Below are 26,665 nucleotides of genomic sequence, written 5' to 3'. Positions count from 1 at the left end.
CGCCCGGTTCGCCCATGTCTGCCTCCACAGTTCCGAAGGTGCGATGTTTCGGACCAGGGTGTCAGAACATGACCCCGCGGGCGTCAGACCATGACGCCGGCCGACGTCTCCACCTCCAGCAGGGACGCGCTCTCGCGCTCCTCGTCGAAGGCCTTCCGGCCGCCGCGCAGCCCGAACAGCCGCTTGGCCAGGGCGATGTAGAGGACGGCGAGTATGTTCAGGACGAGGGTGGCGATCTTCAACCAGCTGATGTGTTCGGTGAGTTCGTAGATCTCCAGCGGCAGGAACGCGGCGGTGGCGACCACCGTCAGATACTCCGCCCAGCGCTTGGCGTACCAGAGGCCGCCCGCCTCGACGAGTTCGATCAGCGCGTACGCCAGCAGCAGTACGGCGACCAGGACCAGCGTGGAGTGCTTGTAGCCGAAGGTCTTCTGGATGGTGCCGACGATCGGCGAGTGGTCGAGGTCGTAGTGGAAGTGCTTGAAGACGGGCCGGAACACGTCGAGGTACTCGTCGAAGAGCTGGCGCACCGAGTCCTGGCTGTTGCTGAACTTCCATACGGCGGCGGCGACCAGCACGATGAACACCCCGCGCACGGCCCGCTCGATGGCGAGGAACCGCAGGATGAACAGGTCCCGCAGCACCTTCCCGCGCGGCACCAGGGGAGCGTGCTCGGCGGGCCCCGAACCGTGCGGCTCGCCCAGGACGAAGTCGCCGCAGCGCAGACAGCGCCAGGCCTCCCCGAACCCGGTCTCGGCGCGCAGCCGTTCCCGCAGTGCCGTCTCCTCGGGCGCGTACGTCGCGTGCCCGTGCCGTGCGCAGTGCCGCCGGTCCCAGTCGATCTTCATGCCCATGGCCCCCGTGACTCCTACCCGACGTGAACGTGCCGTGCGGCGCCGGAGGTTTCCGGCACGGCACGGCACGCTAGTACATCCCTACTACGTCCCTGTAAGGACCGGGCGGCTGAGCGACGGGGGGACACCCAGCCGCCCGGAGTCCGTGGGCGTCCGGACCGTGTTCAGGTCGGCCCGGGCGCCACGCTTGGGCAGGGAGCGCTCAGGCCTTGGCGAGTTCCTTCTCGCCGCCCTGCTCGGGGACGGCGTCGAGGTGGTCGTCGCCGTCCTTCTCGTCGAGCAACGTCTTCTCGTCGAAGGGGAGTTCACCGGCGAGGACCCGGTTCACCCGCTCCTTGTCGACCTCGCCGGTCCAGGTGCCGATGAGCAGCGTGGCGACGGCGTTGCCGGCGAAGTTGGTGACCGCGCGGGCCTCGCTCATGAAGCGGTCGATGCCGATGATCAGGCCGACACCGTCGACCAGCGCGGGCTTGTGCGACTGCAGGCCACTCGCCAGTACGGCGATACCGGAGCCGGAGACACCGGCCGCGCCCTTGGAGGCGACCATCATGAAGAGCAGCAGGCCGATCTGCTGGCCGATGCTCATCGGCTGGTCCATCGCGTCGGCGATGAACAGCGAGGCCATCGTCAGGTAGATCATCGTGCCGTCGAGGTTGAAGGAGTAGCCGGTCGGCACGGTGATGCCGACGACCGGGCGGCTGACACCCAGGTGCTCCATCTTCGCGATGAGCCGCGGCAGCGCGGACTCGGAGGACGAGGTGGAGACGATCAGCAGGAACTCACGGCCGAGGTACTTCAGCAGCTGGAAGAGGTTGACCTTGGCGACCAGCTTGGTCAGCGTGCCGAGCACGACGACGATGAAGAGCGCACAGGTGATGTAGAAGCCGGCCATGATCGTGCCCAGTGCCTTCAGCGCGTCCATGCCGGTCTCGCCGATGACGGCGGCCATGGCGCCGAAGGCGCCGACGGGCGCGGCCCACATGATCATGCCGAGGATGCGGAAGACCAGCTTCTGGATGTACTCGACACCGCGCAGCACCGGCTCGCCGGTCCGGCCCATGGCCTGCAGCGCGAAGCCCGCGAGGAGCGCGATCAGCAGCGTCTGGAGGACCTGGCCCTCGGTGAACGCCGACACGAAGGTGGTCGGGATGATCCCGAGCAGGAAGTCGACCGGGCCCTCGGCGGCGGCCTGGGCCTGCGTGTGTCCGACGCCCTTGACGGCCTCGGTCAGGTGCATGCCGCTGCCCGGGTGGATGATGTTGCCGACGACCAGGCCGATGGCCAGCGCCACGAACGACATCGCGATGAAGTAGCCGAGCGCGAGCCCGCCGACCTTGCCGACCTGGGCGGCCTTCCGTACGGAGCCGACGCCGAGCACGATGGTGCAGAAGATGATCGGCGAGATCATCATCTTGATCAGCGCGACGAAGCCGGTACCGAGCGGCTTGAGCTCCTCGGCGAAGTCCGGCGCGGCGAACCCGACGGCGATGCCGAGGGCGACCGCGACGATCACCGCGATGTAGAGGTAGTGGGTGCGGTCCCGCTTCACGGGCGGTGCTGCGGGTGCGGCAGGTGCGGGTGCGGGGGTGCTGGCCACGGCTGCCCTCCTTGACGACGTCGTCGGCATCATCCGGCGTGCGGCTCACGACCGGCGGAACCCGGGTGGCGAGTGCGGCTCACGTCCGGGGATTCATGGGTCCTACGGGTTCTACGGGTTCTACGGCGGTCCGCACCGATCCGATGCCCTGCGCGGCCTGGCCCGGGAGGCGGCTGCTTCCGGGGTTGCGGTGACTATCTCCCGGCTTGTGAGGGCGGTCACCCTTACGTTCATTTAGTTCGCGCTTAACATGCGAGGCACACTGACGACATGCGCATCCCGCACGTCCCCCGCCCCCGCAGCCTCGCCGGCCAGCTCTTCGGCATGCAGGCCGTGCTGATAGCGGTCGTCGTCGCCGGGTACGCGCTGTTCACCTACGTCAGCGACCGCAGCCAGGCCGAGGACGCGGCGGGCCGGCAGGCCATGGCGGTGGCGCGGTCGGTCGCGGACTCGCCGTCGGTGATCGCGGCGATCGGTACGTCGAACCCCACCGCGCACCTGGAGTCGTACTCCCTGAAGGTCCAGCGCGACACCCAGGTCGACTTCATCACGATCATGAATCCGCAGGGCATCCGCTGGACCCACCCGGACCGGAAGCAGATCGGGAAGAAGTTCCTGGGCCACATCAAGCCCGCGCTGAAGGGCGACTCCTTCACGGAGACCTACACCGGCACCCTCGGCGCGTCCGTCCGCGCGGTCACCCCCGTCAAGAGCGGCGACACGGTCATCGGACTGGTCAGCGCCGGCATCCGGGTCGAGGCGATCACGCAGCGGGTGCAGGACCAGGTGACGGCGCTGATCGGGGTGGCGGCCGGCGCCCTGGCACTGGGTGCCGTAGGGACGTACGTCGTCAACGCCCGCCTGCGCCGCCACACCCACGGCATGAACGCGACCGAGCTGAGCCACATGCACGACTACCACCAGGCCGCGCTGCACGCGGTGCGCGAAGGGCTGCTGATGCTCGACGGTCAATACCGGGTGGCGCTGATGAACGACGGCGGGCGGGAGCTGCTGGGGGTGGGCCCGGAGGTGGACGTGGTGGGCCGGTCCGTGGCGAGCCTCGGCCTGCCCGCGCCGCTGACGGGCGCGCTGCTGTCCTCCGAACCGCGCGTGGACGAAGTGCATCTGACGGCGTCCCGGGTGCTGGTGGTGAACACCTCGCCGGTGTCGGGCGGCGAGCGTCGCGGAACGGTGGTGACGCTCCGGGACGTCACCGAACTCCAGTCCCTGATGGGCGAGTTGGACTCTGAGCGGGGCTTCACCCAGGCGCTGCGCTCACAGGCCCACGAGGCGGCGAACCGCCTGCACACGGTCGTCTCGCTGATCGAGCTGGGGCGCGCGGAGGAGGCGGTGGACTTCGCGACCGCTGAGTTGGAGCTGGCCCAGACACTGACGGACCAGGTGGTCTCGGCGGTCAACGAGCCTGTGCTGGCTGCCCTGTTGCTGGGCAAGACGGCCCAATCGAACGAGCGGGGCGTCGAGTTGGTCGTATCGGAGGACAGCGGCCTGGACGACGGCCTGCTGCCGGACTCGCTGCCCGCGCGGGACCTGGTGACCATCCTCGGGAACCTGATCGACAACGCGGTGGACGCGGCGCAGGGAAGCCTGCGGGCGCGGGTCACGGTGACGGCGCGCACGGAGGCGGAAGCGGGGGCGGGTGGCTCCGCGCTGGTGCTGCGGGTCGCGGACACGGGGGCGGGGGTGGATCCGGCGCACGCGGAGGCGGTGTTCCAACGGGGCTTCTCGACGAAGCCGGCGGGGCCGGGGGGTCGCGGGCTGGGGTTGGCGTTGGTGCGGCAGGCGGTGAACCGGCATGAGGGGACGTTGACGGTGGCTGAGGCGGAGGGGGGCGGGGCGGTGTTCGAGGTGCGGTTGCCTTTGCGGGGAGTGGGGGCAGGGGCAGGGGTGGATTCGGGTTCAGGTGCGGGTGCGGGTCGCGGGCGGGCGTCGTCCCAGGGTTCTGTCTCCGAAGGTGGTACCTCATGACTACGGCCGAGCCGATCCGCGTCCTCATCGTCGAGGACGACCCCGTCGCCGCCGACGCGCACGTCATGTACGTGGGCCGGGTGCCGGGGTTCGTGGCGGTGGGCAAGGCGCACACGGGGGCGGAGGCGCGGCGGGCGCTGGAACGCACCCAGGTGGACTTGCTCCTGCTCGACCTGCACCTTCCGGACGCGCACGGGCTGCAACTCGCGCGGTCGTTGCGGGCGGCCGGGTACCACGCCGACGTCATCGCGGTGACCTCGGCGCGGGATCTGGCCGTGGTGCGGGAGGGGGTGTCGCTGGGGGTCGTGCAGTACGTACTGAAGCCGTTCACGTTCGCCACGCTCCGGGATCGGCTGGTGCGGTACGCCGAGTTCCACGCGGCCGCGGGTGAGGCGAGCGGTCAGGACGAGGTCGACCGGGCGCTGGCCGCGCTGCGGGCGCCGTCGCCCGCGGCGCTGCCCAAAGGGTTGAGTGCGCCAACGCTGGAGAAGGTGACGGTCGCGCTGCGGGACTGCGGGGAAGGGCTCACGGCGGCGGGGGTCGCGGAGGCGGTGGGGATTTCCCGGATCACGGCTCGGCGGTATCTGGAGCATCTGGTGGAGGCGGGGCGGGCGGCGCGGAGTCCGCAGTACGGGACCGTGGGGCGGCCGGAGTTGCAGTACCGGTGGGTCAAGGGGTAGGCGGGCGGGGCGAGTTGAAGGGCCGCGCGTAACTGAGGACCTGATGGCCGAGGCCGACGACGATGAGCGCCTCGGCCACGGACAGGACGAACAGGCCGGAGGAGGTCTGCCCCGCGAACCAGTAGACGAGGAGACCGGCGAGCGGGACGACGCAGAACGCCAGCAGGTCGATCACGCACTGGATCACCTTGCGGGAACGGCGGCGGCTGTCGGAACGGTGGGTGGTCTCCCACGCGAACAGCGCCTCGCCGCCGGTGAGTTCGACGAGTCGGGGCCCGAGGTCGTCCCGTACGTACGTCCCGATCGCGGAGATCTTCTCGTCGTTCACGAGGTAGGTCCAGCCGAGCACGACACACACCGGCGGCAGCGCGAGCAGCATCTCGGACTGCTTGGCCTGGGCCGCGGCGGCGATGACGGCGGCGACGACGGTGAGGGTGACGTAGAGGAGGTTGTCGCGGAAGCCGATCCGGGTCTTCTGCTCGTCCTTGACGGTCTGGTACTCGGCGAGGAGCAACTGGCCCACGGTGACGTCACGTTCCGGCATTGCCCTCGACTCTCCCCCGGGTGGTGCCAACACAGCCTCTGCGCAGGCGACTTGGAAGTACCTTAAGGGAGTGTCCGAGATGCCTGAGTCGCAACCCACTGTCGCGGTGCTGACCGCGCTGCCGCTGGAGTACAAGGCCGTGCGGGGTCACCTCACGGACCTTCGCAAGCGCGAGCATCGCCGTGGCACCAGGGCCGAGGTGGGACGGTTGCCGGGTACGGACTGGTCCGTCGCGCTGGTGGAGCTGGGCGAGGGAAACCTGACGGCCGCGGCACTCACCGAGCGGGTGATGGAGTGGCTGGAGCCCGAGGCGATGTTCTTCGTCGGAGTCGCCGGAGGGCTGAAGAGCGACATCGCGCTGGGGGATGTCGTGGTGGCGACCAAGGTGTACGCGGTGCACGGCGGCAAGGAGACTGCGGAGGGTTTCCATGTACGGCCGGACGCGTGGCGTGCTTCTCACCGGTTGGCCGCGGCGGCGCGGGACGCGCTGCGCGATGATCCTCGGGCGCATCTGAAGCCGATCGCGGCGGGGGACGTGGTGCTGGCGTCGGCGAAGTCCGCGCTGGCAGAGCATCTGCGGAAGAACTACAACGACGCGGCCGCCATCGAGATGGAGGGCTCGGGGTTCGTGAGCGCCGTCGATCTCGCCGGTGGGGACGCGCTCGTGATTCGCGGGATCAGCGATCGAGCCGACGACGACAAGTCCCGTGTGGACGGGGCAGGTTGGCAGCCCAGGGCTGCGGCGAGTGCGGCTGCGGCGGTGGTGGCGGTGTTGCGGGAGCTACGGCCGTTCAGAGGGCGTGCGTCATCGGATGCACGCAGCGCCGAGGACCCTGAGGAGGGGCCCCATTCCGGGCCCGCGTATGGAGGGGACCACCTCGACTTTCGGGGTAGCACCTTCAACGGGCCGTTCGTCGCCAAGCAAGTGGGACGGCGGGACGGGGAACGGTAGTTCAGGGCGCGGTTCTGTGCATGGGCCGGTGCCGGTTGCCACGGCCGCGTTGCCTGCGGTGCCGGCCGGGTTCACCGGGCGGGACGAGGACTTGGCGCGGCTGTATCCCGTACTGGACCCGGCCGCGGAGTCCGAACTGCCGGTGGTGATCTGCGCGGTGTCCGGGCTGGGCGGGATCGGGAAGACGTCGTTGGCGTTGTGTGCGGCCCATCAGGCGGTGCGGGACGGGTGGTTTCCGGGCGGGACGTTGTTCGTCGACTTTCGGGGGTACGACGCGGATCCGGTTACGGCGGATCAGGCGGTGGTCGCGTTGTTGGACGGGATGGGGGTGCGGGGGGCGGATCTTCCGCAGACGGTGGTCGGGCAATACGGGCTGTTTCGGCGGCTGTTGGCGGAGGAGCGGCGGCCTATGTTGCTGGTCCTCGACAATGCGTCGGATGCGGGGCAGGTGATGCCGCTCGTGCCGGGGACGGATCATCACCGGGTGCTGGTCACGTCTCGGGATCGGTTGACTGAGCTGGACGCTCAGTTGATCGACCTCGATGTGCTAAACGCGGAGGATGCGGCCGACCTCATCGACAGGTCCTTGCGGCTCAGCGACCGCGCCGACGATCGGGCGACGCGTGAACCGGAGGCGGTGTCGGAGCTTGCCATGCTCTGCGGGCATCATCCGCTGGCGCTGAGGATCACAGCGGGCATGCTGCGCAAGCGGCGCTATCGCTCCGTCGCATCCCTCGTGGAGGAGTTACGGGATACCGAGGACGTGACGGCGGCTGTCGGACTCCGGCCGGTCTTCGAGGCTGCGTATCGGCAACTGCCGTCTGAGCAGGCAAGGTTGCTGCGCCTGCTCGCGCTGGCTCCGGCGACTGAAGTCGGCGGTGAGACCGCCGCTGCAATGGCGGACCTCAGCGTCGACCAGACGTTCGACCTGCTCGAAGAGCTTGCTGCGGCCCACCTTGTTACGCCTGTTCCGGGAGGGACGGACGTGCGATGGCGGTTGCATGACTTGGTGCGGGCGTTCGGGGCGGGTGTGGTCAAGAGGGATGCGAGGTTGTGGGAGGAGGGGGAGGCGGCGCGGGAGCGGGTGCTGGCCTTCTACTTCCGGTGGGCGAGGGCGGCGGATGGCTGGTTGCGGCGGCTGCCCGGAATGCCGGAGCCGGAGCGGTTTGCGGATCGGGCGGCGGCGCTGGCGTGGCTGGACTCCGAGCGGGCGGGGCTGGTCGCCGCGGTGCAGTGGGCGCGGGAGGAGCGGTACGCGCACGCGGCGGTGCGGCTGTCGCAGTGCCTAGCGGAGTATCTGGACTGGAGGCGCTCTTTCGACGACAAGATCACGATGTGTGGTGTCGCAGGGGAGGCCGCCCATCGCGCCGGTGACCGGGTGGGCGAGGCCAACGCGTGGAACAGCCTCGGCATCGCTCTGCAGGAGACGGGCTGGGCGGAGGAGGCAATCGACGCCTACACCCGAGCCCGCGACCTGTACCAGGCCACTAGGGACCGCCACGGCGAGCCCATCGCGTGGGACAACCTCGGCAGCGCCCTGCGGGAGGCGGGCCGGGTGGAGGAGGCGATGGACTCCCACACCCGCGCCCGCGACCTGTACCAGGCTGCCGGGGACCGCCACGGCGAGGCCATCGTGTGGGACAACCTCGGCATCGCCCTGCGGGAGGTGGGCCGGACGGAGGAGGCGATCGACTCCCACACCCGCGCCCGCGACCTGTACCAGGCTGCCGGGGACCGCCACGGCGAGGCCAGGGCGTGGAACAACCTCGGCATCGCCCTGGGTGACACGGGCCGTGTGGAGGAGGAGGTTGAGGCGTACGAGAAGACCTTGGAGGGCTACCGGGAGTTCGAGGACTGGTACGGGACGGGCCGCACCCTCTACAACCTGGCTCTCACCCACGAGACCACCCGCCCCACCGAGGCCCGCGCCCACTTCCTCCAATCCGCCGCCGCCTACACCCGCGCCAACGCCCTCGCAGAAGCCGCCGAAGCCCAATCCGCCGCAGACGCATTGACCTGACTAGACCACTCCACTTACCTTCACCGGGCAGCCATCCGCCCAGGCCACAACGTAGTGAGCCCGTAGGAGGTCATGCCCGTGCGCCCCACCGCCGCCCGCCCCCACCGAACTGCCGTACTCACACCCCTAGTTGCTCTCGCCGCCCTCTCCCTCGCCGCGACCACCCTCACCGCCTGCGGCAGCGGCTCCGGCAGCAGCCCCGACACCGTCAAGATCTCCTTCAAGCAGTCGACGGACAACTCCATCAAGGTGATGGACACCTACCTCGCCGACATGAAGAAGCAGTTCGAGAAGCAGTACCCGGGCAAGAAGGTCGAGCTCGTCCCGATCAAGGCTCCGGACTCGGAGTACTACACCAAGCTCCAGCAGATGCTCCGCTCGCCGAAGACCGCCCCGGACCTGGTCTACGAGGACACGTTCCTCATCAACAGCGACATCACCTCCGGCTACCTCAAGCCCCTCGACGCCTACCTCGACAAGTGGCCGGACTGGAACCAGTTCATCGACACGGCGAAGTCGGCGGCCAAGGCCGAGGACGGGAAGACGTATGGCGTCCCGGACGGCACGGACACCCGCGGCCTCTGGTTCGACAAGGGAATCTTCAAGAAGGCGGGTCTGCCCGCGAATTGGCAACCTAAGACCTGGGCCGATGTCCTCGCCGCAGCCCGCACGATCAAGCAGAAGGTCCCGAACGTCACCCCGCTCAACGTCTACACGGGGAAGCCGGCCGGCGAGGCAGCCACCATGCAGGGCTTCGAGATGCTGCTCTACGGCACCAACGACGGCTCCACGGACCCCCTTTACGACAAGTCGTCGAAGAAGTGGATCGCCGGCGGCCAGGGTTTCAAGGACGCGCTCTCGTTCGTCCACACGGTCTACAAGGAGAAGCTCGGCCCGGACGTGTCCGACGCCCTCGACCCCAACATCCAGACCTACGTGGCCGGTGAACTGCTCCCCAAGGGAAAACTCGGCATCGCGCTCGACGGATCGTGGCTGCCCCAGGCCTGGTTGAAGGGCAGCGGGCACGAATGGCCGGACTGGTCAAAGGAGTTGGGGCTCGCCTACATGCCCACGCAGAACGGCCAGGCGCCCGGCAAGGTGAGCATGTCCGGCGGCTGGACCTGGGCGATCCCCGCCAAGGCCGGCAACCCGGACCTCGCCTTCGACTTCATCAAGACGATGCAGACGAAGGCGAACGCGGAGAAGTGGTACATCGCCAACTCCGGTATCTCCGTGCGGAAGGACGTCGCCGCCGACCCTGCCTACGCGACCGCCCAGCCCGGCATCAAGTTCTTCACGGACCTGGTCGCGAGCACGCACTACCGCCCCGCCTACCCGGCGTACCCGAAGGTCTCCACCGCCATCCAGGAGGCGATGGAGGGCGTGACGACGGGCGACATGTCGGTGGACAAGGCGGCGAGTTCGTACGACGACGAACTCAAGTCGGCCACGGACAACCAGGTCACCGAGAAATGAACGGCGGCGACCGCCGATGACCACAGCACCGCAGCACACGGGCCCGGGCGTGCGGGAAGTCCCCCCGGGCCCGCCGACCCCGACCACCCAACTGCCCACCCCCAAACGCCCGTTCACCCAAACCCTGACCCGCCTCCTCCCCCTCTCCCCCGCCCTGATCCTCCTGCTCCTCTTCCTGGCCGGCCCGATCGCGTACTGCGCCTACATCGCCTTCACCGACCTCCAACTCACGGGCCAGGCCCACTCGTCCTTCGTAGGCTTCGCGAATTTCCGCACGGCCTTCAAGGACTCGGAATTCCTGAACGCCGTATGGCTGACACTGGTGTTCACAGTCCTGTCGTCCCTGATCGGGCAGAACACGATCGGCCTGGGCCTGGCCGCACTGATGCAGCGCGCGTCGAAACCGGTACGCACGCTCACGGGCGCGATCGTGATCACGGCATGGGTATTGCCGGAGGTCGTCGCCGGCTTCCTCCTCTACGCCTTCTTCCGCCGCGAGGGCACCCTGGACGCCATCCTGGTCTGGCTCCATCTCCCGTCCCAGAACTGGCTGTTCACCCTCCCCATCCTGGCGGTGTCCTTCGCGAACGTGTGGCGGGGAACGGCCTTCTCGATGCTGGTGTACTCAGCCGCCCTGAACGAGATCCCCAAGGAGATCACGGAGGCGGCGGAGGTCGACGGCGCGAGCGGCTGGCGCCGGATGTGGCACATCACGCTGCCGATGATCCGCCGTTCGATCGGCACGAACCTGATGCTGAACACGCTCCAGACCCTGTCCGTCTTCGGCCTGATCTGGGTGATGACGCGAGGCGGCCCGGGAAACAAGAGCCAGACCCTCCCCCTCTACATGTACGAACAGGCCTTCCAGAACAGCATGATCGGCTACGCCACGGCGGTCGCGCTGCTCCTGCTCCTGGTCGGCTCGCTCTTCTCGGTGATCTACATGCGCCTGCTGCGAACGGAGGTCTGACCCATGGCACTCACCCTCTCCTCCCGCCGCACGACCCGACGCCTGGCGGCGGACGCGGGGCTGCTGGTGGTCGCGGCGACGTTCGCACTGCCGCTGCTCTGGGTGGTCCTGTCGTCCCTCGACGCCCACGCGGACCTCAAGGTGAAGGCCCCAGACGGCCTGACCCTGGACAACTTCCACGCGATCCTCAACTCGGACATCACCTTCACCCCTCTCCTCAACAGCCTGATCCTGTGCGGCTTCGGGACGCTGCTGACGGTGGTGTGCGCGGCGTTGGCGGCGTACCCGCTGTCCCGGTTCCGGTCCCGCCTGAACCGCCCCTTCCTCCTGACGATCCTCTTCGCGACCAGCCTTCCGGTCACCGCGATCATGGTGCCGGTGTACGCGTTGTTCGTGCAGGTGAATCTCATCGACACCATGCAGGGCACGATCTTCTTCTTCGCCGCGTCCCAACTCCCGTTCGCCATCTGGCTGATGAAGAACTTCATGGACGGCGTACCGAAGGAGTTGGAGGAGGCGGCGTGGACCGACGGGGCGTCGTCGTTTCAGTCCCTCGCGCGGATCGTCCTCCCGCTGATGGGGCCGGGGGTCGCGGTGGTGACCGTCTTCTCGTTCGTGATGATGTGGGGGAACTTCTTCGTCCCGTTCATGCTGCTGCTCACGCCGGACCAGATGCCGGCGAGTGTGAGCATCAATGAGTTCTTCGGGAATCGGGGGATGGTGGCGTACGGGCAGCTGGCCGCGTTCTCGGTTGTTTATTCGACGCCGGTGATTTTGTTGTATGTGCTGGTGGCGCGGCGGTTGGGTAGGGGGTTTGCCTTGGGTGGGGCTGTTAAGGGGTGATGGCTTCGGCTCGGGTGCGGGCTTGGGCGGCTTCGGTGGGGGCGTTGGCGCGGGTGAAGGCGTCGGCGGACTGGAGAAAGTGGGCGCGGGCCTCTGCGGGACGGTCCGCGCGCTGGTGCGTGAGGGCCAGGTTGGAGAGGGTGCGGCCCGCTCGGTACCAGTCCTCGAACTCCCGGTAGCCCTCCAGGGCCTTCTCGTACGCCTCAACCGCCTCCTCCCCACGACCCGCCTCCCACAGGGCTCCGCCGAGGTTGTTCCACGCCCTCGCCTCGCCATGGCGGTCCCCGACGGTCTGGAACAGGTCGCGGGCGCGGGCGTGAGCGTCGATGGTCTCCCCCGACCGGCCCGCCTCCCCAAGAGCGGCACCGAGGTTGTCCCACGCCATGGCCTCGCGGGGGCGGTCCCCGGCCGCCTGGAACAGATCGCGGGCGCGGGTGTGGGCGTCGATCATCTCCCCCGCCCGGCCGACCTGCCGCAAGGCCAAGCCGAGGTTGTCCCACGCCATGGCCTCGCCGTGGCCCTCCCCGACCGCCTGGAACAGGTCGCGGGCGCGGGTGTGGGCGTCGATAGCCCCCTCGGTCCGGCCCGTCTGCTGAAGGGCGTTGCCGAGGTTGGTCCACGCGCTGGCCTCCGCCGCCCGGCTACCGGTGTGGTGTGCGGCCTCCCGCGCGACACCGCACACCGTGATCAAGTCATCGAAAGAACGCCGCCAGTCCAGATACTCCGCCAGGCACTGCGACAGCCGCACCGCACTGGTCGCGTACCGCTCCTCCCGCGCCCACTGCACCGCCGCCACCAGCCCCGCCCGCTCGGAATCCAGCCACGCCAACGCCCCCGCCCGGTCCGCAAACCGCTCTGGCTCCCGCCTCCCCGGCAGCCACCGCAGCCGGTCGTCCGCCGCCTCCGCCCACCGCAGATAGAACTCCAGCGCCCGCTCCCGAGCCGCCTCCCCCTCCTCGCACAACCCCACATCCCCCTTGACCACACTCAGCCCGAACACCCGCAATAAGTCATGCAACCGCCACCGCCCGCTCCCCCGCTCAACAAGATGGGCGCGGCACAACGCATCGAGCACACGCACCGGCGCAGTGTCCGCCCCGTCCAGCACGGCTACGACCTCGGCCGTCACCTCCGGCCCCGGAGCCAAAGCCAACAGCCGTAGCAACCGGGCCTGTTCAGCCGGCAGACGCCGATACGACAGGTCAAAGGCGGCCCGCACACTGCGCTCACCGTCATCAAGGTGCTGGAGTCGGTCACCGGACTCGGCCAGTTCCGCCACGAGTTCGGCCACGGGCTTGTCCCGGTCGAGGACGAGCAGGGCCGCAGCGATCTGAAGGGCCAGAGGCAAGTGCCCACACAGCAAGGCGAGTTGAGCAGCAGCCTCACCCTCATTCGCCACCCGCGCATCACCCGGAGCGGCGATCCGCAGCGCCCGGTCCAGAAGTTCGTACGCCTCCTCCGGACTCAACTCCCCCAACGGCAACAGCCGCGCCCCCAGTTGGGGCAACTTGCTCCGCGAGGTGGCAAGCAGCCGGTGACGCGCGCCCCCGGGATGCAACGGCCCCACCTGCTCCGCCGAGGAAGCGTTGTCGGCCAGGACGAGCACCGCCCCCAACTCCCTCTCCCGCACCGCAAGCACCGAGCGATACAGCGCGGCCCGCGCATCAACCCCGTTGGGAATGTGCTCGGGAGGCGTCCCAAGCCCCCTCAGCAGAGTCTCCAGCGCCTGTTCCGCCGTAACGCGATCGTCGTCGTACCCATGAAGATTGACGAAGAGCACCCCACCCGGAAACCACCCCTTGTCGCAGGCCTTATGCACCGCCTCCACCGCAAGCGCGGTCTTGCCGATACCACCGAGCCCGGACACCGCAGCGACCAATACAGCCCCCGCCGCTTCGCCCTCATCCGGGTCGAACGCGCGGAGCAGTTCCCCGAGTTGGTCACCGCGCCCGGTGAACCCGGCCACCTTCGGAGGCAGGGCATCCAGCGCGGTGGGCGCCGGCCCGTGCTGGTGGTACTCCACCTTCTTCGCGGTGAAGTCCCCGTTGAACTCCCCGCCCCGGAAATCCTGATGATCCCCGCCGTACTGCTCGTACCGCCCGTACTGCTCGCCCATCGCGCCGTCCCCGTGCCGCTGCCCCCGAATCGCGTGCCAACACGGTACGCGCCGTCGGCGACGTCGCCGCACTCCTCGCCGAACGACAGGAACGCGCAGCCGCTTGACCGCAGGTCACACAACGTGTGGGCGATCTCGGGGAACAACTGCGCCTTCGTCATGTCACAGACCGCCTGATGCGCTAGTGACACAGAAGCCGGCACAGCCCATTCTTTCCTTCATGCCTCAACACCAGCACATGCTCGACGGCAGGAGCCGACCAATCACACTCGCCGAACTCAAGGAGTTCGTCGACGCCGCCACCAGCAACGGCACAGACGGGAAACGACCGCTGCACGCGGAGATCGTCAGCGGGAAGATCAAGAAGATATGGATCGACCTGTCAGGCCCCAACAAGTAGCCGCCACAGACACACGACGAAGCCCCAGCCGACCGCTCACCGGCCGGGGCTTCGTCGTGTCAGCGTTCGCCGCTCGCCACTCGACGCCCGACGCCGGGGCAGAGGTGACCCCACGGGATGTGCGGCGCCGGGCGGCGGACCTCAACATCACAAGACGGCCACACGACCCCGCATCGCCCCACACGGGGCGCCATGATGCACCTTCAGCATCAGCACGACCCGGGGGAACCATGAACGCCCGCACAGCCGCCTGCGCGGCCCTGCTCATCGCGGCCGCCACCGCCTGCAGCAGCGACACCAGCAATGACAACGGCAAGGCACCCGCGACGGCCGCCAAGCCCACCGGCGGGGCCACCGCGACGGCGGTCGCCAAGCCCAAGGCCCTCGCCATCGGCGCCGGCCGCCACTGGTCGGACACCGACCTCGACGGCAGTCACATCAGCGCCACCACCAGCGTCATCAGCTACACCCAGCCCGCCAAGGTCGACCTCCCCGACGCGCTCGCCGACTTCCCCGACCCGACCTGGGCCATCCTCGAAGTCAAGGTCTGCGCCGACGCCACCAGCACCAACGTCATGGTCGCCCAGAGCCCGTGGGCCCTCGGCTACCCCGACGACACCCGGATCCGGACACCCGGCGTCAGCGGCGCCGGCATCCCCAAGCCGGAGTACCCCGTCGAGAGCACCGCCGTACAACCCGGCACCTGCCTGCGCGGCAAGATCACGTTCAGCATGGCGAAGGGCACCCGACCCGACCGGATCATCTACGGCCCTGACGGCCGCGACCCCGTCACCTGGACCGTGCCCAAGGCGTAGCCGAGGAGGCGCCCGTGGCCGGCAACCCGCGCAACGGGCGCCCGCCTACCGCAGGTTGTGCGCCTGGCTCCGAGTCCAACGCCTCCCGTGCGCACGGTGCGGCCACAGCATCGGATACGAGCTGAACACCAAGTCCCCATACGGCCGGGCTCAGGCGCGTCGACAACGGCCGCCACAGCAGACGAGAACCCGGCCCGGGTCGGTGACCATGCCGCCCCGAAGATCGAGCAGACCGCGTCAATCGAGCAGACCGCGTCCTACGTGTCATCGCACGAGGCGAGGCGCACCAGAACCTCACCGCACGCGAACCCGGCGCCACCCCACCGCTCGCTCACCGTCGTGACCATGACCGGCGAGAGGTCGACGCCCTGCGCGGGGGCCGACGTAAACGGAGAGGGCCCGGCGAGGGGCATCGAGCCAGTCGGCCCACGCCCCGCCGCCGCCATTCCCTGCGCCAACTCCCCTCACAGCAAAGCCAGTTCGCCCCCGGGACCCAGTCGGCCCGGAGGAGTCCCCCTGAGGCCTGGCACTCGACGTCGCGAAAGACGCCGTGCGCCCCCGAACCGCCCACCGCCGTACCCCGCCGCAGCCGACCGACGACTTTGCGCCACCCCCCACTTCCCCCCACACCCGATCACCACCCCCACCACAAACGCACTCCCCTTCGAACCCCGCCCACACACCCGACGCCGACCGAGCACCCCCCGCCGGTCCCCAGCTCCCGCCGCGCCAGTCGAATGGCAAGGTAGATCGGCATATTCACCGCCCGGCAGTCGCCACCGGACACCCCCCAGTCACCCCCCGGCCACCACTCACCGTCACCGTCCACCCCCACCCCGCCTGTGTTGGATCTCCGTGGCCCGACCGAATCCGTACGTTCCTACAATCCGTAATCCTGGCCGAACAGACCGTAGTCACCGCACCCAGGCACCCCTAGCTTGTGGCCCGTGCGCCGACCCCCAGCTCAACCCAGCCAGTCCACGCCGCCGACACCGCCCACTCCGCCCTTCAACGCGCCCGCCGCCCACCGGCTCCGTACCGCGCTCAACATGGGCCCGGAGCATGTCGCTTACGGCATGCGTGCCTCGTACGGGCTGCCGTATGTCACGCCTGACCTGGTCATCGCCTGGGAGCGGGGGCTCACCGCGCCCTCCGGGCCCGAACTCACCGCGCTCTCCGGCGTGTTGTGGTGTTCGCCGGCCGAACTCATCGGCAAGCCACGCACGCTGCGTGAGCATCGCCTCGCGCGCGGCCTCGCGCCGGAGGACGTCGCGCGGGCCGTCGGGCTCGAACTCCTCGCGTATCTGCGGATGGAGGAGCACGACCAGTGGCGCGGCACCGAGCGCCAGTCCTCCGCGCTCGCCGATCTCCTCGACCTCGCGCTGCCCGACTTCATCAGCGTCACCGGGCGCGACAGCAGGCTCGCCGAGTTGCTGCGCAGCGCGATGACCACGCGGTGGCAGGCGTACGTACGCCCGATCGGCAAGATCGTGCCCCTGGACCGGCGGCTCCTGGAGGACTCCCTCCAGGAGCTGCACGAGGACTACCAGGCGCAGATGGTGGCCACCCTGACCTGGGGCGGCGGCAACTCCGCCGTCGAGGCGGGCGAGGCCGGCCGTGACTTCCTCGACCAGATCATCAGCCGGTTCTGGTCCATGGTCGAGAGGAGTACCTACTGAGCGGAGTACCTACTGAGCGCCGTACCGACGGAAACGGCTAGAAAACCGACTCCGCCTCGTCCATCCGGTCCTTCGGCACCGTCTTCAGCTCGGTGACCGCCTCGGCCAGCGGCACCATCACCACGTCCGTCCCCCGCAGCGCGGTCATCCGCCCGAACTCCCCCTGGTGCGCGGCCTCCACCGCGTGCCAGCCGAAGCGGGTCGCCAGCACCCGGTCGTACGCGGTCGGTACGCCGCCGCGCTGGATGTGGCCGAGGATGACCGGCTTGGCCTCCTTGCCGAGGCGGCGTTCCAGCTCGTAGGCCAGCGCCGTGCCGATGCCCTGGAAGCGCTCGTGGCCGAACTGGTCGATCTCGCCCTTGTTGTAGTCCATGGAACCGTCGGCGGGGTGCGCGCCCTCGGCCACGCACACGACGGCGAACTTCTTGCCGCGGGCGAAGCGCTCCTCGACCATCTTGACCAGGTCGGCGGGGTCGAAGGGGCGCTCGGGCAGGCAGATGCCGTGCGCGCCCGCCGCCATCCCGGACTCCAGCGCGATCCAGCCCGCGTGCCGGCCCATGACCTCGACGACCATCACCCGCTGGTGGGACTCCGCCGTCGTCTTCAGCCGGTCCATCGCCTCCGTCGCGACCCCGACCGCCGTGTCGAAGCCGAACGTCCGGTCCGTCGACGAGATGTCGTTGTCGATCGTCTTGGGGACTCCTACGACCGGCAGGCCGGCGTCCGACAGCATGCGGGCCGCCGTCAGCGTGCCCTCGCCGCCGATCGGGATCAGCGCGTCGATCCCGAAGTCGCGCGCGATGTCCAGCGCGTTCTCGCAGGCCTCGCGGAGGCGGTCCCGCTCCAGCCGTGAGGAGCCGAGGATCGTGCCGCCGCGGGCGAGGATGCCGCTGACCGCGTCGAGGTCGAGGGTGCGGTAGCGGCCGTCGAGCAGTCCGGCGTAGCCGTCCTCGAAGCCGATGACCTCGTCGCCGTAATTGTCGACCGCTCGGTGCACGACCGACCGGATCACGGCGTTCAGGCCGGGGCAGTCGCCGCCTGCGGTGAGAACTCCGATACGCATCGTGCTGTGTCTCCTGCTCGCTGTTGACACCGGTGAGCCGGACCCGATTGTTTCACGTCCCTCAGGGCGGTGCCGCTCCCGTCGGACCGGCGGGCGCCTTAACCATCCCCGGAGGTACTGTCAAGAGGGTTCCGCTCACCCAGGTGGGCGATTTTTATGACCGTCGAAACGGGCAGCCAGAAGCCGTCAGAATCCGCCGGAAAAGGAGACCACGCGTGACCCGCAGCGTGTACGTGACCGGGATCGACCGCGGCGACGGCCGTCAGGTCGTCGAGCTGGGGGTCATGGAACTCCTGACCCGGCAGGTCGACCGGGTGGGGGTGTTCCGGCCCCTCGTCCACGACGGCCCCGACCGCCTGTTCGAACTGCTGCGTGCGCGCTACCGGCTCGCCCAGGACCCGGCGACCGTCTACGGCATGGACTACCACGAGGCCTCCGCCCTCCAGGCCGAGCAGGGGACGGACGAGCTGGTGTCGACGCTCGTCGACCGGTTCCATCTCGTCGCGCGTGACTACGACGTCGTCCTCGTGCTCGGGACCGACTTCGCGGACACCCAGTTCCCGGACGAGCTGTCCCTCAACGCCCGCCTCGCGAACGAGTTCGGCGCCTCCGTCATCCCCGTCGTCGGCGGCCGCAAGCAGACCCCCGAGTCCGTGCTCGCCGAGACGCGCAACGCCTATCGCGCCTACGACGGCCTCGGCTGCGACGTCCTCGCCATGGTCACCAACCGGGTCGCCCGCGAGGACCGGGAGGAGATCGCCCAGCGCCTCACCGCCCGGCTGCCGGTGCCCTGTTACGTCGTACCGGACGAGCCCGCCCTCTCCGCGCCGACCGTCGCCCAGATCACCCACGCCCTCGGCGGCAAGGTGGTTCTCGGGGACGACTCCGGGCTCGCCCGGGACGCGCTCGACTTCGTCTTCGGCGGCGCGATGCTGCCCAACTTCCTGAACGCGCTGACCCCGGGCTGCCTGGTCGTCACCCCCGGCGACCGCGCCGACCTCGTCATCGGCGCCCTCGCCGCGCACAGCGCCGGCACCCCGCCGATAGCCGGCGTCCTGCTCACCCTGAACGAGGTGCCGAGCCACGGCGTCCTCACCCTCGCCGCGCGTCTCGCGCCGGGCACCCCGGTGGTCTCGGTGGCCGGCACCTCCTTCCCCACCGCCGCCGAACTCTTCTCCCTGGAGGGGAAGTTGAACGCGGCGACCCCGCGCAAGGCGGAGACCGCGCTCGGCCTCTTCGAGCGGTACGTCGACACCGGCGACCTGCTCAAGCGCGTCTCGGCGCCGAGCAGCGACCGGCTCACCCCGATGATGTTCGAGCACACGCTCCTGGAGCGGGCCCGCTCCGACAAGCGCCGGATCGTCCTTCCGGAGGGCACCGAGGCCCGCGTCCTGCACGCTGCCGAAGTGCTACTGCGCCGCGGTGTCTGCGAGTTGACCCTCCTCGGCCCCGAGGACCAGATCCGCAAGAAGGCCGCCGACCTCGGCATCGACCTCACCGCCGCCCAGCTGATCGACCCGCACACCTCCGAACTCCGCGACCGCTTCGCCGAGAAGTACGCCGCCCTCCGCGCCCACAAGGGCGTGACCGTGGAGCTGGCCTACGACGTCGTCGCCGACGTGAACTACTTCGGCACCCTGATGGTCCAAGAAGGCCTCGCCGACGGCATGGTCTCCGGCGCCGTGCATTCCACGGCGGCCACCATCCGGCCCGCCTTCGAGATCATCAAGACCAAGCCGGACGCCGACATCGTCTCGTCCGTCTTCTTCATGTGCCTCGCCGACAAGGTGCTGGTGTACGGCGACTGCGCGGTCAACCCCGACCCGAACGCCGAGCAGTTGGCCGACATCGCCATCCAATCGGCCGCCACCGCCGAGCAGTTCGGCGTCCCGGCGCGCATCGCGATGCTGTCGTACTCCACCGGTACGTCCGGCTCGGGCGCCGACGTCGACAAGGTGCGCGAGGCGACCGAACTGGTCCGGCTGCGGCGCGCCGATCTGCGGATCGAGGGGCCCATCCAGTACGACGCCGCCGTCGAGCCGAGTGTCGCCGCCACCAAGATGCCGGAGTCCGAAGTCGCAGGCCAGGCAAGCGTGTTGATCTTCCCGGACCTGAACACCGGCAACAACACGTACAAGGCCGTGCAGCGTTCGGCCGGCGCGATCGCGGTCGGGCCGGTGCTTCAGGGGCTGCGCAAGCCGGTCAACGACCTGTCCCGGGGCGCCCTCGTCTCCGACATCGTCAACACCGTCGCCATCACGGCGATCCAGGCGCAGCACCCGACCGAGAAGGCAACCGCCCAGTGAGCCCCACCCGCGTCCTCGTCCTCAACTCCGGCTCCTCGTCGGTGAAGTACCAGTTGCTCGACATGGCGGCCGGGGCCCGTCTCGCCGTAGGACTCGTCGAGCGGATCGGTGAGGAGACCTCCCGGTTCAAGCACACCTGCCTCACGACCGGTGCCGTACGGGAGTCCACCGGGCCGATCCCCGATCACGAGGCCGCCTTGAAGGCCGTGGCCGAAGAGCTTTCGAAGGACCGACTCGGCCTGGATTCACCGGAGTTGGCGGCGATCGGGCATCGGGTGGTGCACGGCGGGCTGGTCTTCACCGAACCGACCGTCATCGACGACGCCGTGCTCGCCGAGATCGAACGGCTCATCCCCGTCGCGCCGTTGCACAATCCGGCGAACCTCGTCGGGATCCGGACCGCGATGGCGCTGCGGCCCGATCTGCCGCAGGTGGCCGTGTTCGACACGGCGTTCCACACGACGATGCCGGAGTCGGCCGCGCGGTACGCGATCGACGTGGCGACCGCGGACGCCTACCGGATCCGGCGGTACGGGTTCCACGGGACCTCGCACGCGTATGTGTCGCGGGCGACGGCCAAGCTGCTGGGGAAGGCGCCCGAGGACGTCAACGTGATCGTGCTGCATCTCGGGAACGGGGCGTCCGCATCCGCCGTACGCGGTGGGCGGTGTGTGGACACCTCCATGGGGCTGACGCCGTTGGAGGGGCTGGTGATGGGGACGCGGTCGGGAGACCTGGATCCGGCCGTCATCTTCCATTTGATGCGTGTTGGCGAAATGTCCACCGATGAGATCGACACTCTTCTCAACAAGAAGAGCGGTCTGATCGGGTTGTGCGGGGACAACGACATGCGGGAGATCCGGCGCCGGATCGACGAGGGCGACGAACAGGCGGAACTCGCCTTCGACATCTACATTCACCGATTGAAGAAGTACATCGGTGCCTACTGCGCGGTACTCGGCCGGGTGGACGCGGTCGCCTTCACCGCGGGGGTCGGGGAGAACGCGAGTGCCGTGCGGGAGGCCGCCGTCGAGGGCCTGGAGCTGCTGGGGCTCGAGGTGGACGGCGCGCTGAACGCCGTACGGAGCGACGAGCCGCGGCTGATCTCGCCCGCGTCCGGGCGGGTCGCGGTCGCGGTGGTGCCGACGGACGAGGAATTGGAGATCGCGACACAGACCTATGCACTGGTCGGACAGTAACAATATGCGGCTCCGCCGCGCGGCCGGCTGCGCAATTACACGGCGGTAACACGCCTGAGCGCATGACCGCCCATTTGTATCTTCCGCCAGACGGAATATTCCGTAGCGAAACAAACCGATAGGATCGTCCCATGCGCCGTTCGAAAATCGTCTGTACTCTCGGCCCCGCGGTCGACTCCCACGAACAACTGGTCTCGCTGATCGAGGCCGGTATGAATGTGGCCCGTTTCAATTTCAGCCATGGCACCCACGCCGAGCACCAGGGGCGGTACGACCGCGTCCGTGCCGCGGCCAAGGAGACCGGCCGTGCCATCGGCGTCCTCGCCGACCTGCAGGGCCCGAAGATCCGCCTGGAGACCTTCGCGGAGGGTCCCGTCGAGCTGGTGCGCGGTGACGAGTTCACCATCACCACCGAGGACGTCCAGGGCGACAAGACCATCTGCGGGACGACGTACAAGGGCCTGCCCGGTGACGTCTCCCGCGGCGACCAGGTCCTCATCAACGACGGCAACGTCGAGTTGAAGGTCCTCAGCGTCGAAGGCCCGCGCGTGAAGACGATCGTCATCGAGGGCGGCGTCATCTCCGACCACAAGGGCATCAACCTGCCCGGCGCGGCCGTGAACGTGCCCGCGCTGTCCGGGAAGGACGTCGAGGACCTGCGCTTCGCCCTGCGGATGGGCTGCGACATGGTCGCCCTGTCCTTCGTGCGCGACGCGAGCGACGTGTACGACGTCCACAAGGTGATGGACGAGGAGGGCCGCCGGGTCCCCGTCATCGCCAAGGTGGAGAAGCCGCAGGCGGTCGCCAACATGGAGGCCGTGGTCGCGGCCTTCGACGCGGTGATGGTGGCCCGCGGCGACCTCGCCGTCGAGTACCCGCTGGAGAAGGTCCCGATGGTGCAGAAGCGCCTCGTGGAGCTGTGCCGGCGCAACGCCAAGCCGGTGATCGTGGCGACCCAGATGATGGAGTCGATGATCACCAACTCCCGCCCCACGCGCGCCGAGGCCTCCGACGTGGCCAACGCGATCCTGGACGGCGCGGACGCGGTCATGCTGTCCGCCGAGTCCTCGGTCGGCGCCTACCCGATCGAGACCGTGCAGACGATGTCGAAGATCGTCCAGGCGGCCGAGGAGGAGCTGTTCAGCAAGGGCCTGCAGCCGCTCGTGCCGGGCAAGAAGCCGCGGACGCAGGGCGGTTCGATCGCGCGTGCCGCGTGCGAGATCGCCGACTTCCTCGGCGGCCGGGCCCTGGTGGCCTTCACGCAGTCCGGTGACACCGCCCGCCGGCTGTCCCGCTACCGCGCCTCGCAGCCGATCGTCGCCTTCACGATGGACGAGAGCACCCGCAACCAGCTCACCCTCAGCTGGGGCGTCGAGTCGCACGTGGTGCCGTTCGTCAACAGCACCGACGAGATGGTCGACATGGTCGACGCGGAGATCGCCAAGATCAACCGCTTCAACCCGGGCGACACCCTCATCATCACCGCCGGCTCGCCCCCCGGCGTCCCCGGCACCACGAACATGCTCCGCGTCCACCACCTCGGCGGCGGCGAGCGCGACTGACGCACCGCTGAAGGCACTTGTACGGCGCTGAGGGCGCCCCCTGTGGCAGGGGGCGCCCTCAGCCCGTTCCGGGCCGCCCGCCGAACGTAAAGAACTTCCCAAGATGATCGTCTTATGTCATTCTCCTTTCCGACCATTGATCAGCAAGGGGGAGGACACTCCATGAAGACTCGTAGAACGGTGACCCGGGCACTGGCGACCGGCGCGTGCGCCGTCGGCCTCGTCGCGGCCCTGCAGGGCCAGGCGTGGGCGGGACAGGTGAGCATCAACGCCTATGGGGACGCCGGGTACGCGACCTTCAACGCCGACCCGGACGGCTCGATCCCCGGTGACTCCATCAGGGCCTGCGACACGAGTGCGGACGGCTGGGCCGTCGAGGCCGCGCTGGACTACCCGCCCTTCGACGGAAATCCGGAGCGGACGACCAACACCCGCGGCCACGCCGCCGGTTACTGCACCCCGTGGAAGACCGGCGACCTCGACGAGGACACGACCTACCGTCTGTACGTCTCGACGGTGAAGGGCACCACCTACGGCCCCGCGTACTACATCAACGTCCACGCCTGACCCGCACGTGCGGACGTGAACACTCCTGTACGGCGCTGAGGGCGCCCCCCTGGGAAAGGGGGGCGCCCTCAGTTTGTGCGCGGCTCCCGAACGGGCCTGTGCGAACGCTCAGTCGGTCTGGTAGCTGTGCAGTCCGGGGACGGTCAGCGTGCCGCCGAACTGGCCGGCCTGGACCACCTTCACGTTGGTGAAGTAGATCAGCGGGATGTTCAGCGGCGGCGGGTTGTCCGGGTCGAACGTGATCGGGATCAGCCCGAACAGGTTGCCCGAGATGGACTCCGTGTACATCACGGTGTCGCCGTCGCGGATGGTGGACGTCGAGCCGGCGGCCGCCTGCACGTGGTAGGTCTTGCCGGACTGCTTGTCGTCCACCGTCTGGTGCAGGTCGCCGATGTCGGTGCCGCCGGAGATGACGTACTTCAGGACCTTCTTGACCGTGCCGTCGGCCGTCTTCACCTCGACGACGCCCTGGTAGTCGGCGCCCTTGAGGAGCAGCGAACTCGCGTTCAGGTACCAGGGATCATCCGGCAGCAGCACCTTGTTGTCGACGCCGCTGGTGTCGTCCGTGGCGACCGGGCAGTCCGAGGTGTCGGTGCTCGCGCTCGCGGACGGGCTCGGGGTGGCCGTGGCCGAAGCCGCGTCCTCGACCGCCTTCTCGGTGTCCTCGGCCGCCTTGGACGCCGTGTCGGTCGTGTCCTTCACGGTGTCGTTCACCGTGTCGGTGACCTTCTTCGTCGTGTCCTTGACGGTGTCGGACACGCTGGAGGACCCGTCCGAGGACGCGTCCTTCGTGGCGCTCGCCGAGGCGGACGCGGTCGGCGTCGGGGTGGCGCTCGCCGTGGAGTCGGAGCTCGACGAACCGCCGGTGAAGATCCCGGTGATGGCGTCGCCGATGGTGTCCAGCAGGTTGCCGCTGCTCGCGGACGCGGAGGGCGTCGCGGTGGCGGTGCTGCTCGACGAACCGCTCGTGTCCACCGACTTGCTCGCGGACGCGGACGGCGTGGGCGTGGCGGCCTTGTCGTCGGAACCTGAATCCGACGAATCCGAAGATGCCTTGCCCGAGTCGGTGTCCGTCGAGGCGGACGCCGACGGAGTCGCCTCGTCCGTGGAGGAGTCCGCGGACTCGCTGGCACTGGTGGACGGCGTCGCCGAAGGGCTCGCCGTCGTCCCGGCGAGGGCGGCGACACAGTCCTTGTACTCGTCGGCCGTCAGGCTCTTCGACGACGGCGAAGTCGTCGAACCGTTGTCGGCGAGAGCGAGCGAGGACGTGAACCCGAACCCCATGATCACGGCGGTCGGCATCGCCACCGTGGCTATCGCCTTGCCGGCGGGCATGTGGAACCTGGTGAACAGCGGCTTCTTGGGTGCCGCGTGCCGCGGCCCGGTTCTCACACGGGACTCGTCCACATCAGTCCCGTGGGTCACCTCGTCAGCCGGCACTGTGCCTCCCGTTCGCCCCGTTGTTCACCGGGCTCGTTCCTGACAGATCGTTCGGCTCGCCCGTACCCTCGGCGGACTCGTACGGCGCGGGCTCCTGCGGCTTGGCGTAGTACGACGCGGAGTCGTGCGGCGCGGCCTCGTACGGCGTGGCCGCGGCGGGGGCGCCGCCCTCTCCCTGTGCGACGTCCTGCGGCGCCTGCGGCTGTGGCGGTGCGCCCGGCGCCCACGACACGGCCAGTGCCCCGCCGACCATGGCGAGGAGGAAGCCGATCAGGAAGCCGCCGAGGTTGGACACGGGGATGGACACCAGCGCCAGCAGGATCGCCGCGACACCCGCGAACGTGCGGACGTGCTTCTGGAACCAGAGGCTGAAGCCCAGGACGACCAGCAGTACGCCGATGATCAGGGACCCGGCGCCCGCGGTGGTGGCCATCGCCAGCGTCAGATGCCCGATCTGGAGATGCGCGTACGGGAAGTAGGCGATCGGGAGTCCGCCGAGCATGACGAACAGACCGGCCCAGAACGGCCTCGTGCCACGCCAGGCACGAAACTGCAGCCTCCGGTGGGTGAACTGACCGGATGCGGCAGGAGTCTCGGCGCTCATGGAAAACAGCTCCCTGGTACGGCGTTGCTGTGGTGGAGAGTCGCACCTTGTGTGAAGGCGCTGGTGGAAGGTGGACGGGCGGGGGCGCCACCGGCTCCCCCGCCCGCCGTCAAGTGCCTAGTAGCACTCGTGGGTGCCCGCCGACAGCGACATCTTCAGCCCACTGAGCTTGAAGGTCCCTGCGGTGGTCGCCCACGCCGTCTGCTTGACGCCGACCAGGGTGGCCTTGTCGGCGTCCTGACCGAATCCGAACGGGTTCGCGGCGTCGCCGCTCCTGATGCCGGGACCCTTGAGGTCCTTGCCGGCCACACCGATCCGGATGTTCTCGAACGTCGCGTCGGCCTGGAGGTTGTCGACATCGATGTAGAGATTGTCAGCCTCGACCGGGGTGCCGTCACCGCCCGCCTTCAGCGTCAGACTCACCGAGCCGAGCAGCGGGATGTTCGGGGTGACCACGGACTGGCACATGTTCGTGATCTCGGCATTGCTGAACGACGACACCGCGACCGGGTGCGCCGTCTTCGTGCCGTCGAGGTTGTACCCCGAGTCGATGGCTCCGTACTGCGCGAAGCCCGTGCCGACGAGCTTGTCCGCCGTCACCTTGAAAGACTGACCCGAAACGCTGAACGACGCGGCAAGCGCGCCCTGCGCGAGGGCCACACCTATACACGCCGTAGCGGCGACGCTGGGCACCATGACCACAGCGAAGCGCTTCCATCTCGTCCCGCCACGCACCTGGGACTCCATATTTCCTCCTTCTCGGACGTACATCTCCTGGCCCTGACTGCCCCCAGTTGGCGGCTCAGCCGGGCAGGGATGGGAGAAGTGCTACGTCCTCGGGAAGGGGAGCGCCCGTCCTCGGAGGCGCGAACCGCGCACCGATCACCGGCGATCACCCCCGAGCGACAACCACTGGTCGCGCCTGACGCACATCACGCACAACCTTGCTGGACAGGCTCCGCCGTACGGCGAAGACCCCCCTGCCCAAGAGC

General features: G+C 69.0%; 22 protein-coding genes. 14 read left to right on the top strand and 8 right to left on the bottom strand.

From position 1 onward, the window contains the following. Nucleotides 1-83: 83 nt before the first annotated feature. Both R2B38_RS29220 and R2B38_RS29215 read right to left on the bottom strand, forming a co-directional pair. On the bottom strand, nucleotides 84-848 hold the full coding sequence (locus R2B38_RS29220; protein ID WP_318021819.1) for a DUF2127 domain-containing protein: 765 nt from the start codon (nucleotides 846-848) through the stop codon (nucleotides 84-86). A gap of 208 nt (nucleotides 849-1,056) precedes the next feature. Further along, on the bottom strand, nucleotides 1,057-2,484 hold the full coding sequence (locus R2B38_RS29215; protein ID WP_390156956.1) for a cation:dicarboxylate symporter family transporter: 1,428 nt from the start codon (nucleotides 2,482-2,484) through the stop codon (nucleotides 1,057-1,059). A gap of 237 nt (nucleotides 2,485-2,721) precedes the next feature. Here R2B38_RS29215 and R2B38_RS29210 point away from each other — a divergent pair, with 237 nt between their 5' ends. Both R2B38_RS29210 and R2B38_RS29205 read left to right on the top strand, forming a co-directional pair. Then, a complete protein-coding gene (locus R2B38_RS29210) occupies nucleotides 2,722-4,437 on the top strand; it encodes a sensor histidine kinase (RefSeq protein ID WP_318018894.1) in 1,716 nt (571 codons plus the stop codon). Then, nucleotides 4,434-5,117 (top strand): response regulator, encoded by a 684-nt coding sequence (locus tag R2B38_RS29205; protein ID WP_019073117.1) that lies wholly within the window; start codon nucleotides 4,434-4,436, stop codon nucleotides 5,115-5,117. The genes R2B38_RS29210 and R2B38_RS29205 overlap by 4 nt, the downstream gene beginning before the upstream one ends. On the opposite strand, the gene R2B38_RS29200 is transcribed toward R2B38_RS29205, so the two are convergent. Next, nucleotides 5,107-5,661, bottom strand: coding sequence for a hypothetical protein (locus tag R2B38_RS29200; protein ID WP_318018893.1), 555 nt, complete (start codon nucleotides 5,659-5,661; stop codon nucleotides 5,107-5,109). The genes R2B38_RS29205 and R2B38_RS29200 overlap by 11 nt on opposite strands. 79 nt (nucleotides 5,662-5,740) lie before the next feature. Here R2B38_RS29200 and R2B38_RS29195 point away from each other — a divergent pair, with 79 nt between their 5' ends. The 5 genes from R2B38_RS29195 to R2B38_RS29175 all read left to right on the top strand — a co-directional run bounded on the left by R2B38_RS29195 (nucleotide 5,741) and on the right by R2B38_RS29175 (nucleotide 11,922). Continuing rightward, nucleotides 5,741-6,613, top strand: coding sequence for a 5'-methylthioadenosine/S-adenosylhomocysteine nucleosidase (locus R2B38_RS29195; RefSeq protein ID WP_318018892.1), 873 nt, complete (start codon nucleotides 5,741-5,743; stop codon nucleotides 6,611-6,613). Nucleotides 6,614-6,641: 28 nt separating this feature from the next. Next, entirely contained in the window at nucleotides 6,642-8,633 is a 1,992-nt protein-coding gene (locus R2B38_RS29190) for a tetratricopeptide repeat protein (RefSeq protein WP_318018891.1), read from the top strand. A gap of 72 nt (nucleotides 8,634-8,705) precedes the next feature. Continuing rightward, nucleotides 8,706-10,109 carry an extracellular solute-binding protein gene (locus tag R2B38_RS29185; protein ID WP_318018890.1) on the top strand — a complete coding sequence of 468 codons (1,404 nt, stop codon included), beginning with the start codon at nucleotides 8,706-8,708 and terminating at the stop codon, nucleotides 10,107-10,109. A 16-nt stretch (nucleotides 10,110-10,125) separates the two neighbouring features. Further along, on the top strand, nucleotides 10,126-11,079 hold the full coding sequence (locus R2B38_RS29180; protein WP_318018889.1) for a sugar ABC transporter permease: 954 nt from the start codon (nucleotides 10,126-10,128) through the stop codon (nucleotides 11,077-11,079). A 3-nt stretch (nucleotides 11,080-11,082) separates the two neighbouring features. Continuing rightward, complete coding sequence (locus R2B38_RS29175; protein ID WP_318018888.1) at nucleotides 11,083-11,922, top strand: carbohydrate ABC transporter permease; 840 nt, start codon at nucleotides 11,083-11,085, stop codon at nucleotides 11,920-11,922. Here the strand turns inward: R2B38_RS29175 and R2B38_RS29170 are convergent. After that, nucleotides 11,912-14,038, bottom strand: a complete 2,127-nt coding sequence (locus R2B38_RS29170) for a tetratricopeptide repeat protein (RefSeq protein WP_318018887.1) — start codon at nucleotides 14,036-14,038, stop codon at nucleotides 11,912-11,914. The two genes, R2B38_RS29175 and R2B38_RS29170, sit on opposite strands and share 11 nt — an antisense overlap. A gap of 220 nt (nucleotides 14,039-14,258) precedes the next feature. On the opposite strand from R2B38_RS29170, the gene R2B38_RS29165 reads away from it, so the two are divergent. The 3 genes from R2B38_RS29165 to R2B38_RS29155 all read left to right on the top strand — a co-directional run bounded on the left by R2B38_RS29165 (nucleotide 14,259) and on the right by R2B38_RS29155 (nucleotide 16,932). Next, nucleotides 14,259-14,438: a hypothetical protein gene (locus R2B38_RS29165; RefSeq protein ID WP_318018886.1), complete on the top strand. Its 180-nt coding sequence runs from the start codon at nucleotides 14,259-14,261 to the stop codon at nucleotides 14,436-14,438. Between the two features lie 230 nt (nucleotides 14,439-14,668). Then, the gene (locus R2B38_RS29160) at nucleotides 14,669-15,253 is read left to right on the top strand and encodes a hypothetical protein (RefSeq protein ID WP_318018885.1); all 585 of its coding nucleotides are present in this window, start codon (nucleotides 14,669-14,671) and stop codon (nucleotides 15,251-15,253) included. A gap of 1,049 nt (nucleotides 15,254-16,302) precedes the next feature. Then, nucleotides 16,303-16,932, top strand: a complete 630-nt coding sequence (locus tag R2B38_RS29155) for an XRE family transcriptional regulator (protein ID WP_318021817.1) — start codon at nucleotides 16,303-16,305, stop codon at nucleotides 16,930-16,932. A 37-nt stretch (nucleotides 16,933-16,969) separates the two neighbouring features. Here the strand turns inward: R2B38_RS29155 and R2B38_RS29150 are convergent, their stop codons facing one another. Then, nucleotides 16,970-17,995: an ATP-dependent 6-phosphofructokinase gene (locus tag R2B38_RS29150; RefSeq protein ID WP_318018884.1), complete on the bottom strand. Its 1,026-nt coding sequence runs from the start codon at nucleotides 17,993-17,995 to the stop codon at nucleotides 16,970-16,972. A 215-nt stretch (nucleotides 17,996-18,210) separates the two neighbouring features. On the opposite strand from R2B38_RS29150, the gene pta reads away from it, so the two are divergent. The 4 genes from pta to R2B38_RS29130 all read left to right on the top strand — a co-directional run bounded on the left by pta (nucleotide 18,211) and on the right by R2B38_RS29130 (nucleotide 23,629). Continuing rightward, entirely contained in the window at nucleotides 18,211-20,301 is a 2,091-nt protein-coding gene (gene pta / locus R2B38_RS29145; protein WP_318018883.1) for a phosphate acetyltransferase, read from the top strand. Continuing rightward, nucleotides 20,298-21,500, top strand: coding sequence for an acetate kinase (locus R2B38_RS29140; RefSeq protein WP_318018882.1), 1,203 nt, complete (start codon nucleotides 20,298-20,300; stop codon nucleotides 21,498-21,500). Before pta ends, R2B38_RS29140 begins: the two co-directional genes overlap by 4 nt. 131 nt (nucleotides 21,501-21,631) lie before the next feature. Continuing rightward, nucleotides 21,632-23,062 (top strand): pyruvate kinase, encoded by a 1,431-nt coding sequence (gene pyk, locus R2B38_RS29135; RefSeq protein ID WP_318018881.1) that lies wholly within the window; start codon nucleotides 21,632-21,634, stop codon nucleotides 23,060-23,062. Between the two features lie 162 nt (nucleotides 23,063-23,224). Then, nucleotides 23,225-23,629, top strand: coding sequence for a hypothetical protein (locus tag R2B38_RS29130; RefSeq protein ID WP_318018880.1), 405 nt, complete (start codon nucleotides 23,225-23,227; stop codon nucleotides 23,627-23,629). Nucleotides 23,630-23,737: 108 nt separating this feature from the next. On the opposite strand, the gene R2B38_RS29125 is transcribed toward R2B38_RS29130, so the two are convergent. The 3 genes from R2B38_RS29125 to R2B38_RS29115 all read right to left on the bottom strand — a co-directional run bounded on the left by R2B38_RS29125 (nucleotide 23,738) and on the right by R2B38_RS29115 (nucleotide 26,420). Continuing rightward, nucleotides 23,738-25,069 carry a hypothetical protein gene (locus tag R2B38_RS29125; protein WP_318018879.1) on the bottom strand — a complete coding sequence of 444 codons (1,332 nt, stop codon included), beginning with the start codon at nucleotides 25,067-25,069 and terminating at the stop codon, nucleotides 23,738-23,740. Then, the gene (locus R2B38_RS29120; RefSeq protein WP_318018878.1) at nucleotides 25,059-25,673 is read right to left on the bottom strand and encodes a DUF6114 domain-containing protein; all 615 of its coding nucleotides are present in this window, start codon (nucleotides 25,671-25,673) and stop codon (nucleotides 25,059-25,061) included. Before R2B38_RS29120 ends, R2B38_RS29125 begins: the two co-directional genes overlap by 11 nt. Before the next feature lie 117 nt (nucleotides 25,674-25,790). Beyond that, a complete protein-coding gene (locus R2B38_RS29115; RefSeq protein WP_318018877.1) occupies nucleotides 25,791-26,420 on the bottom strand; it encodes a DUF6230 family protein in 630 nt (209 codons plus the stop codon). Nucleotides 26,421-26,665: the final 245 nt, after the last annotated feature.

This window comes from Streptomyces sp. N50, assembly GCF_033335955.1.
GTDB lineage: Bacteria > Actinomycetota > Actinomycetes > Streptomycetales > Streptomycetaceae > Streptomyces.
The sequence above is the reverse complement of the archived record's forward strand: the minus strand, read 5'-3'. Positions and strand labels throughout refer to the sequence as shown.

Excerpts from the sequence above, each read along its gene's own strand:
- R2B38_RS29220 (WP_318021819.1), bottom strand. The coding sequence starts at position 848 with ATGAAGATCGACTGGGACCGGCGGCACTGCGCACGGCACGGGCACGCG.
- R2B38_RS29215 (WP_390156956.1), bottom strand. The coding sequence starts at position 2,484 with ATGATGCCGACGACGTCGTCAAGGAGGGCAGCCGTGGCCAGCACCCCC.
- R2B38_RS29210 (WP_318018894.1), top strand. The coding sequence starts at position 2,722 with ATGCGCATCCCGCACGTCCCCCGCCCCCGCAGCCTCGCCGGCCAGCTC.
- R2B38_RS29205 (WP_019073117.1), top strand. The coding sequence starts at position 4,434 with ATGACTACGGCCGAGCCGATCCGCGTCCTCATCGTCGAGGACGACCCC.
- R2B38_RS29200 (WP_318018893.1), bottom strand. The coding sequence starts at position 5,661 with ATGCCGGAACGTGACGTCACCGTGGGCCAGTTGCTCCTCGCCGAGTAC.
- R2B38_RS29195 (WP_318018892.1), top strand. The coding sequence starts at position 5,741 with ATGCCTGAGTCGCAACCCACTGTCGCGGTGCTGACCGCGCTGCCGCTG.
- R2B38_RS29185 (WP_318018890.1), top strand. The coding sequence starts at position 8,706 with ATGCCCGTGCGCCCCACCGCCGCCCGCCCCCACCGAACTGCCGTACTC.
- R2B38_RS29180 (WP_318018889.1), top strand. The coding sequence starts at position 10,126 with ATGACCACAGCACCGCAGCACACGGGCCCGGGCGTGCGGGAAGTCCCC.
- R2B38_RS29175 (WP_318018888.1), top strand. The coding sequence starts at position 11,083 with ATGGCACTCACCCTCTCCTCCCGCCGCACGACCCGACGCCTGGCGGCG.
- R2B38_RS29170 (WP_318018887.1), bottom strand. The coding sequence starts at position 14,038 with ATGGGCGAGCAGTACGGGCGGTACGAGCAGTACGGCGGGGATCATCAG.
- R2B38_RS29165 (WP_318018886.1), top strand. The coding sequence starts at position 14,259 with ATGCCTCAACACCAGCACATGCTCGACGGCAGGAGCCGACCAATCACA.
- R2B38_RS29160 (WP_318018885.1), top strand. The coding sequence starts at position 14,669 with ATGAACGCCCGCACAGCCGCCTGCGCGGCCCTGCTCATCGCGGCCGCC.
- R2B38_RS29155 (WP_318021817.1), top strand. The coding sequence starts at position 16,303 with ATGGGCCCGGAGCATGTCGCTTACGGCATGCGTGCCTCGTACGGGCTG.
- R2B38_RS29150 (WP_318018884.1), bottom strand. The coding sequence starts at position 17,995 with ATGCGTATCGGAGTTCTCACCGCAGGCGGCGACTGCCCCGGCCTGAAC.
- pyk (WP_318018881.1), top strand. The coding sequence starts at position 21,632 with ATGCGCCGTTCGAAAATCGTCTGTACTCTCGGCCCCGCGGTCGACTCC.
- R2B38_RS29130 (WP_318018880.1), top strand. The coding sequence starts at position 23,225 with ATGAAGACTCGTAGAACGGTGACCCGGGCACTGGCGACCGGCGCGTGC.
- R2B38_RS29120 (WP_318018878.1), bottom strand. The coding sequence starts at position 25,673 with ATGAGCGCCGAGACTCCTGCCGCATCCGGTCAGTTCACCCACCGGAGG.
- R2B38_RS29115 (WP_318018877.1), bottom strand. The coding sequence starts at position 26,420 with ATGGAGTCCCAGGTGCGTGGCGGGACGAGATGGAAGCGCTTCGCTGTG.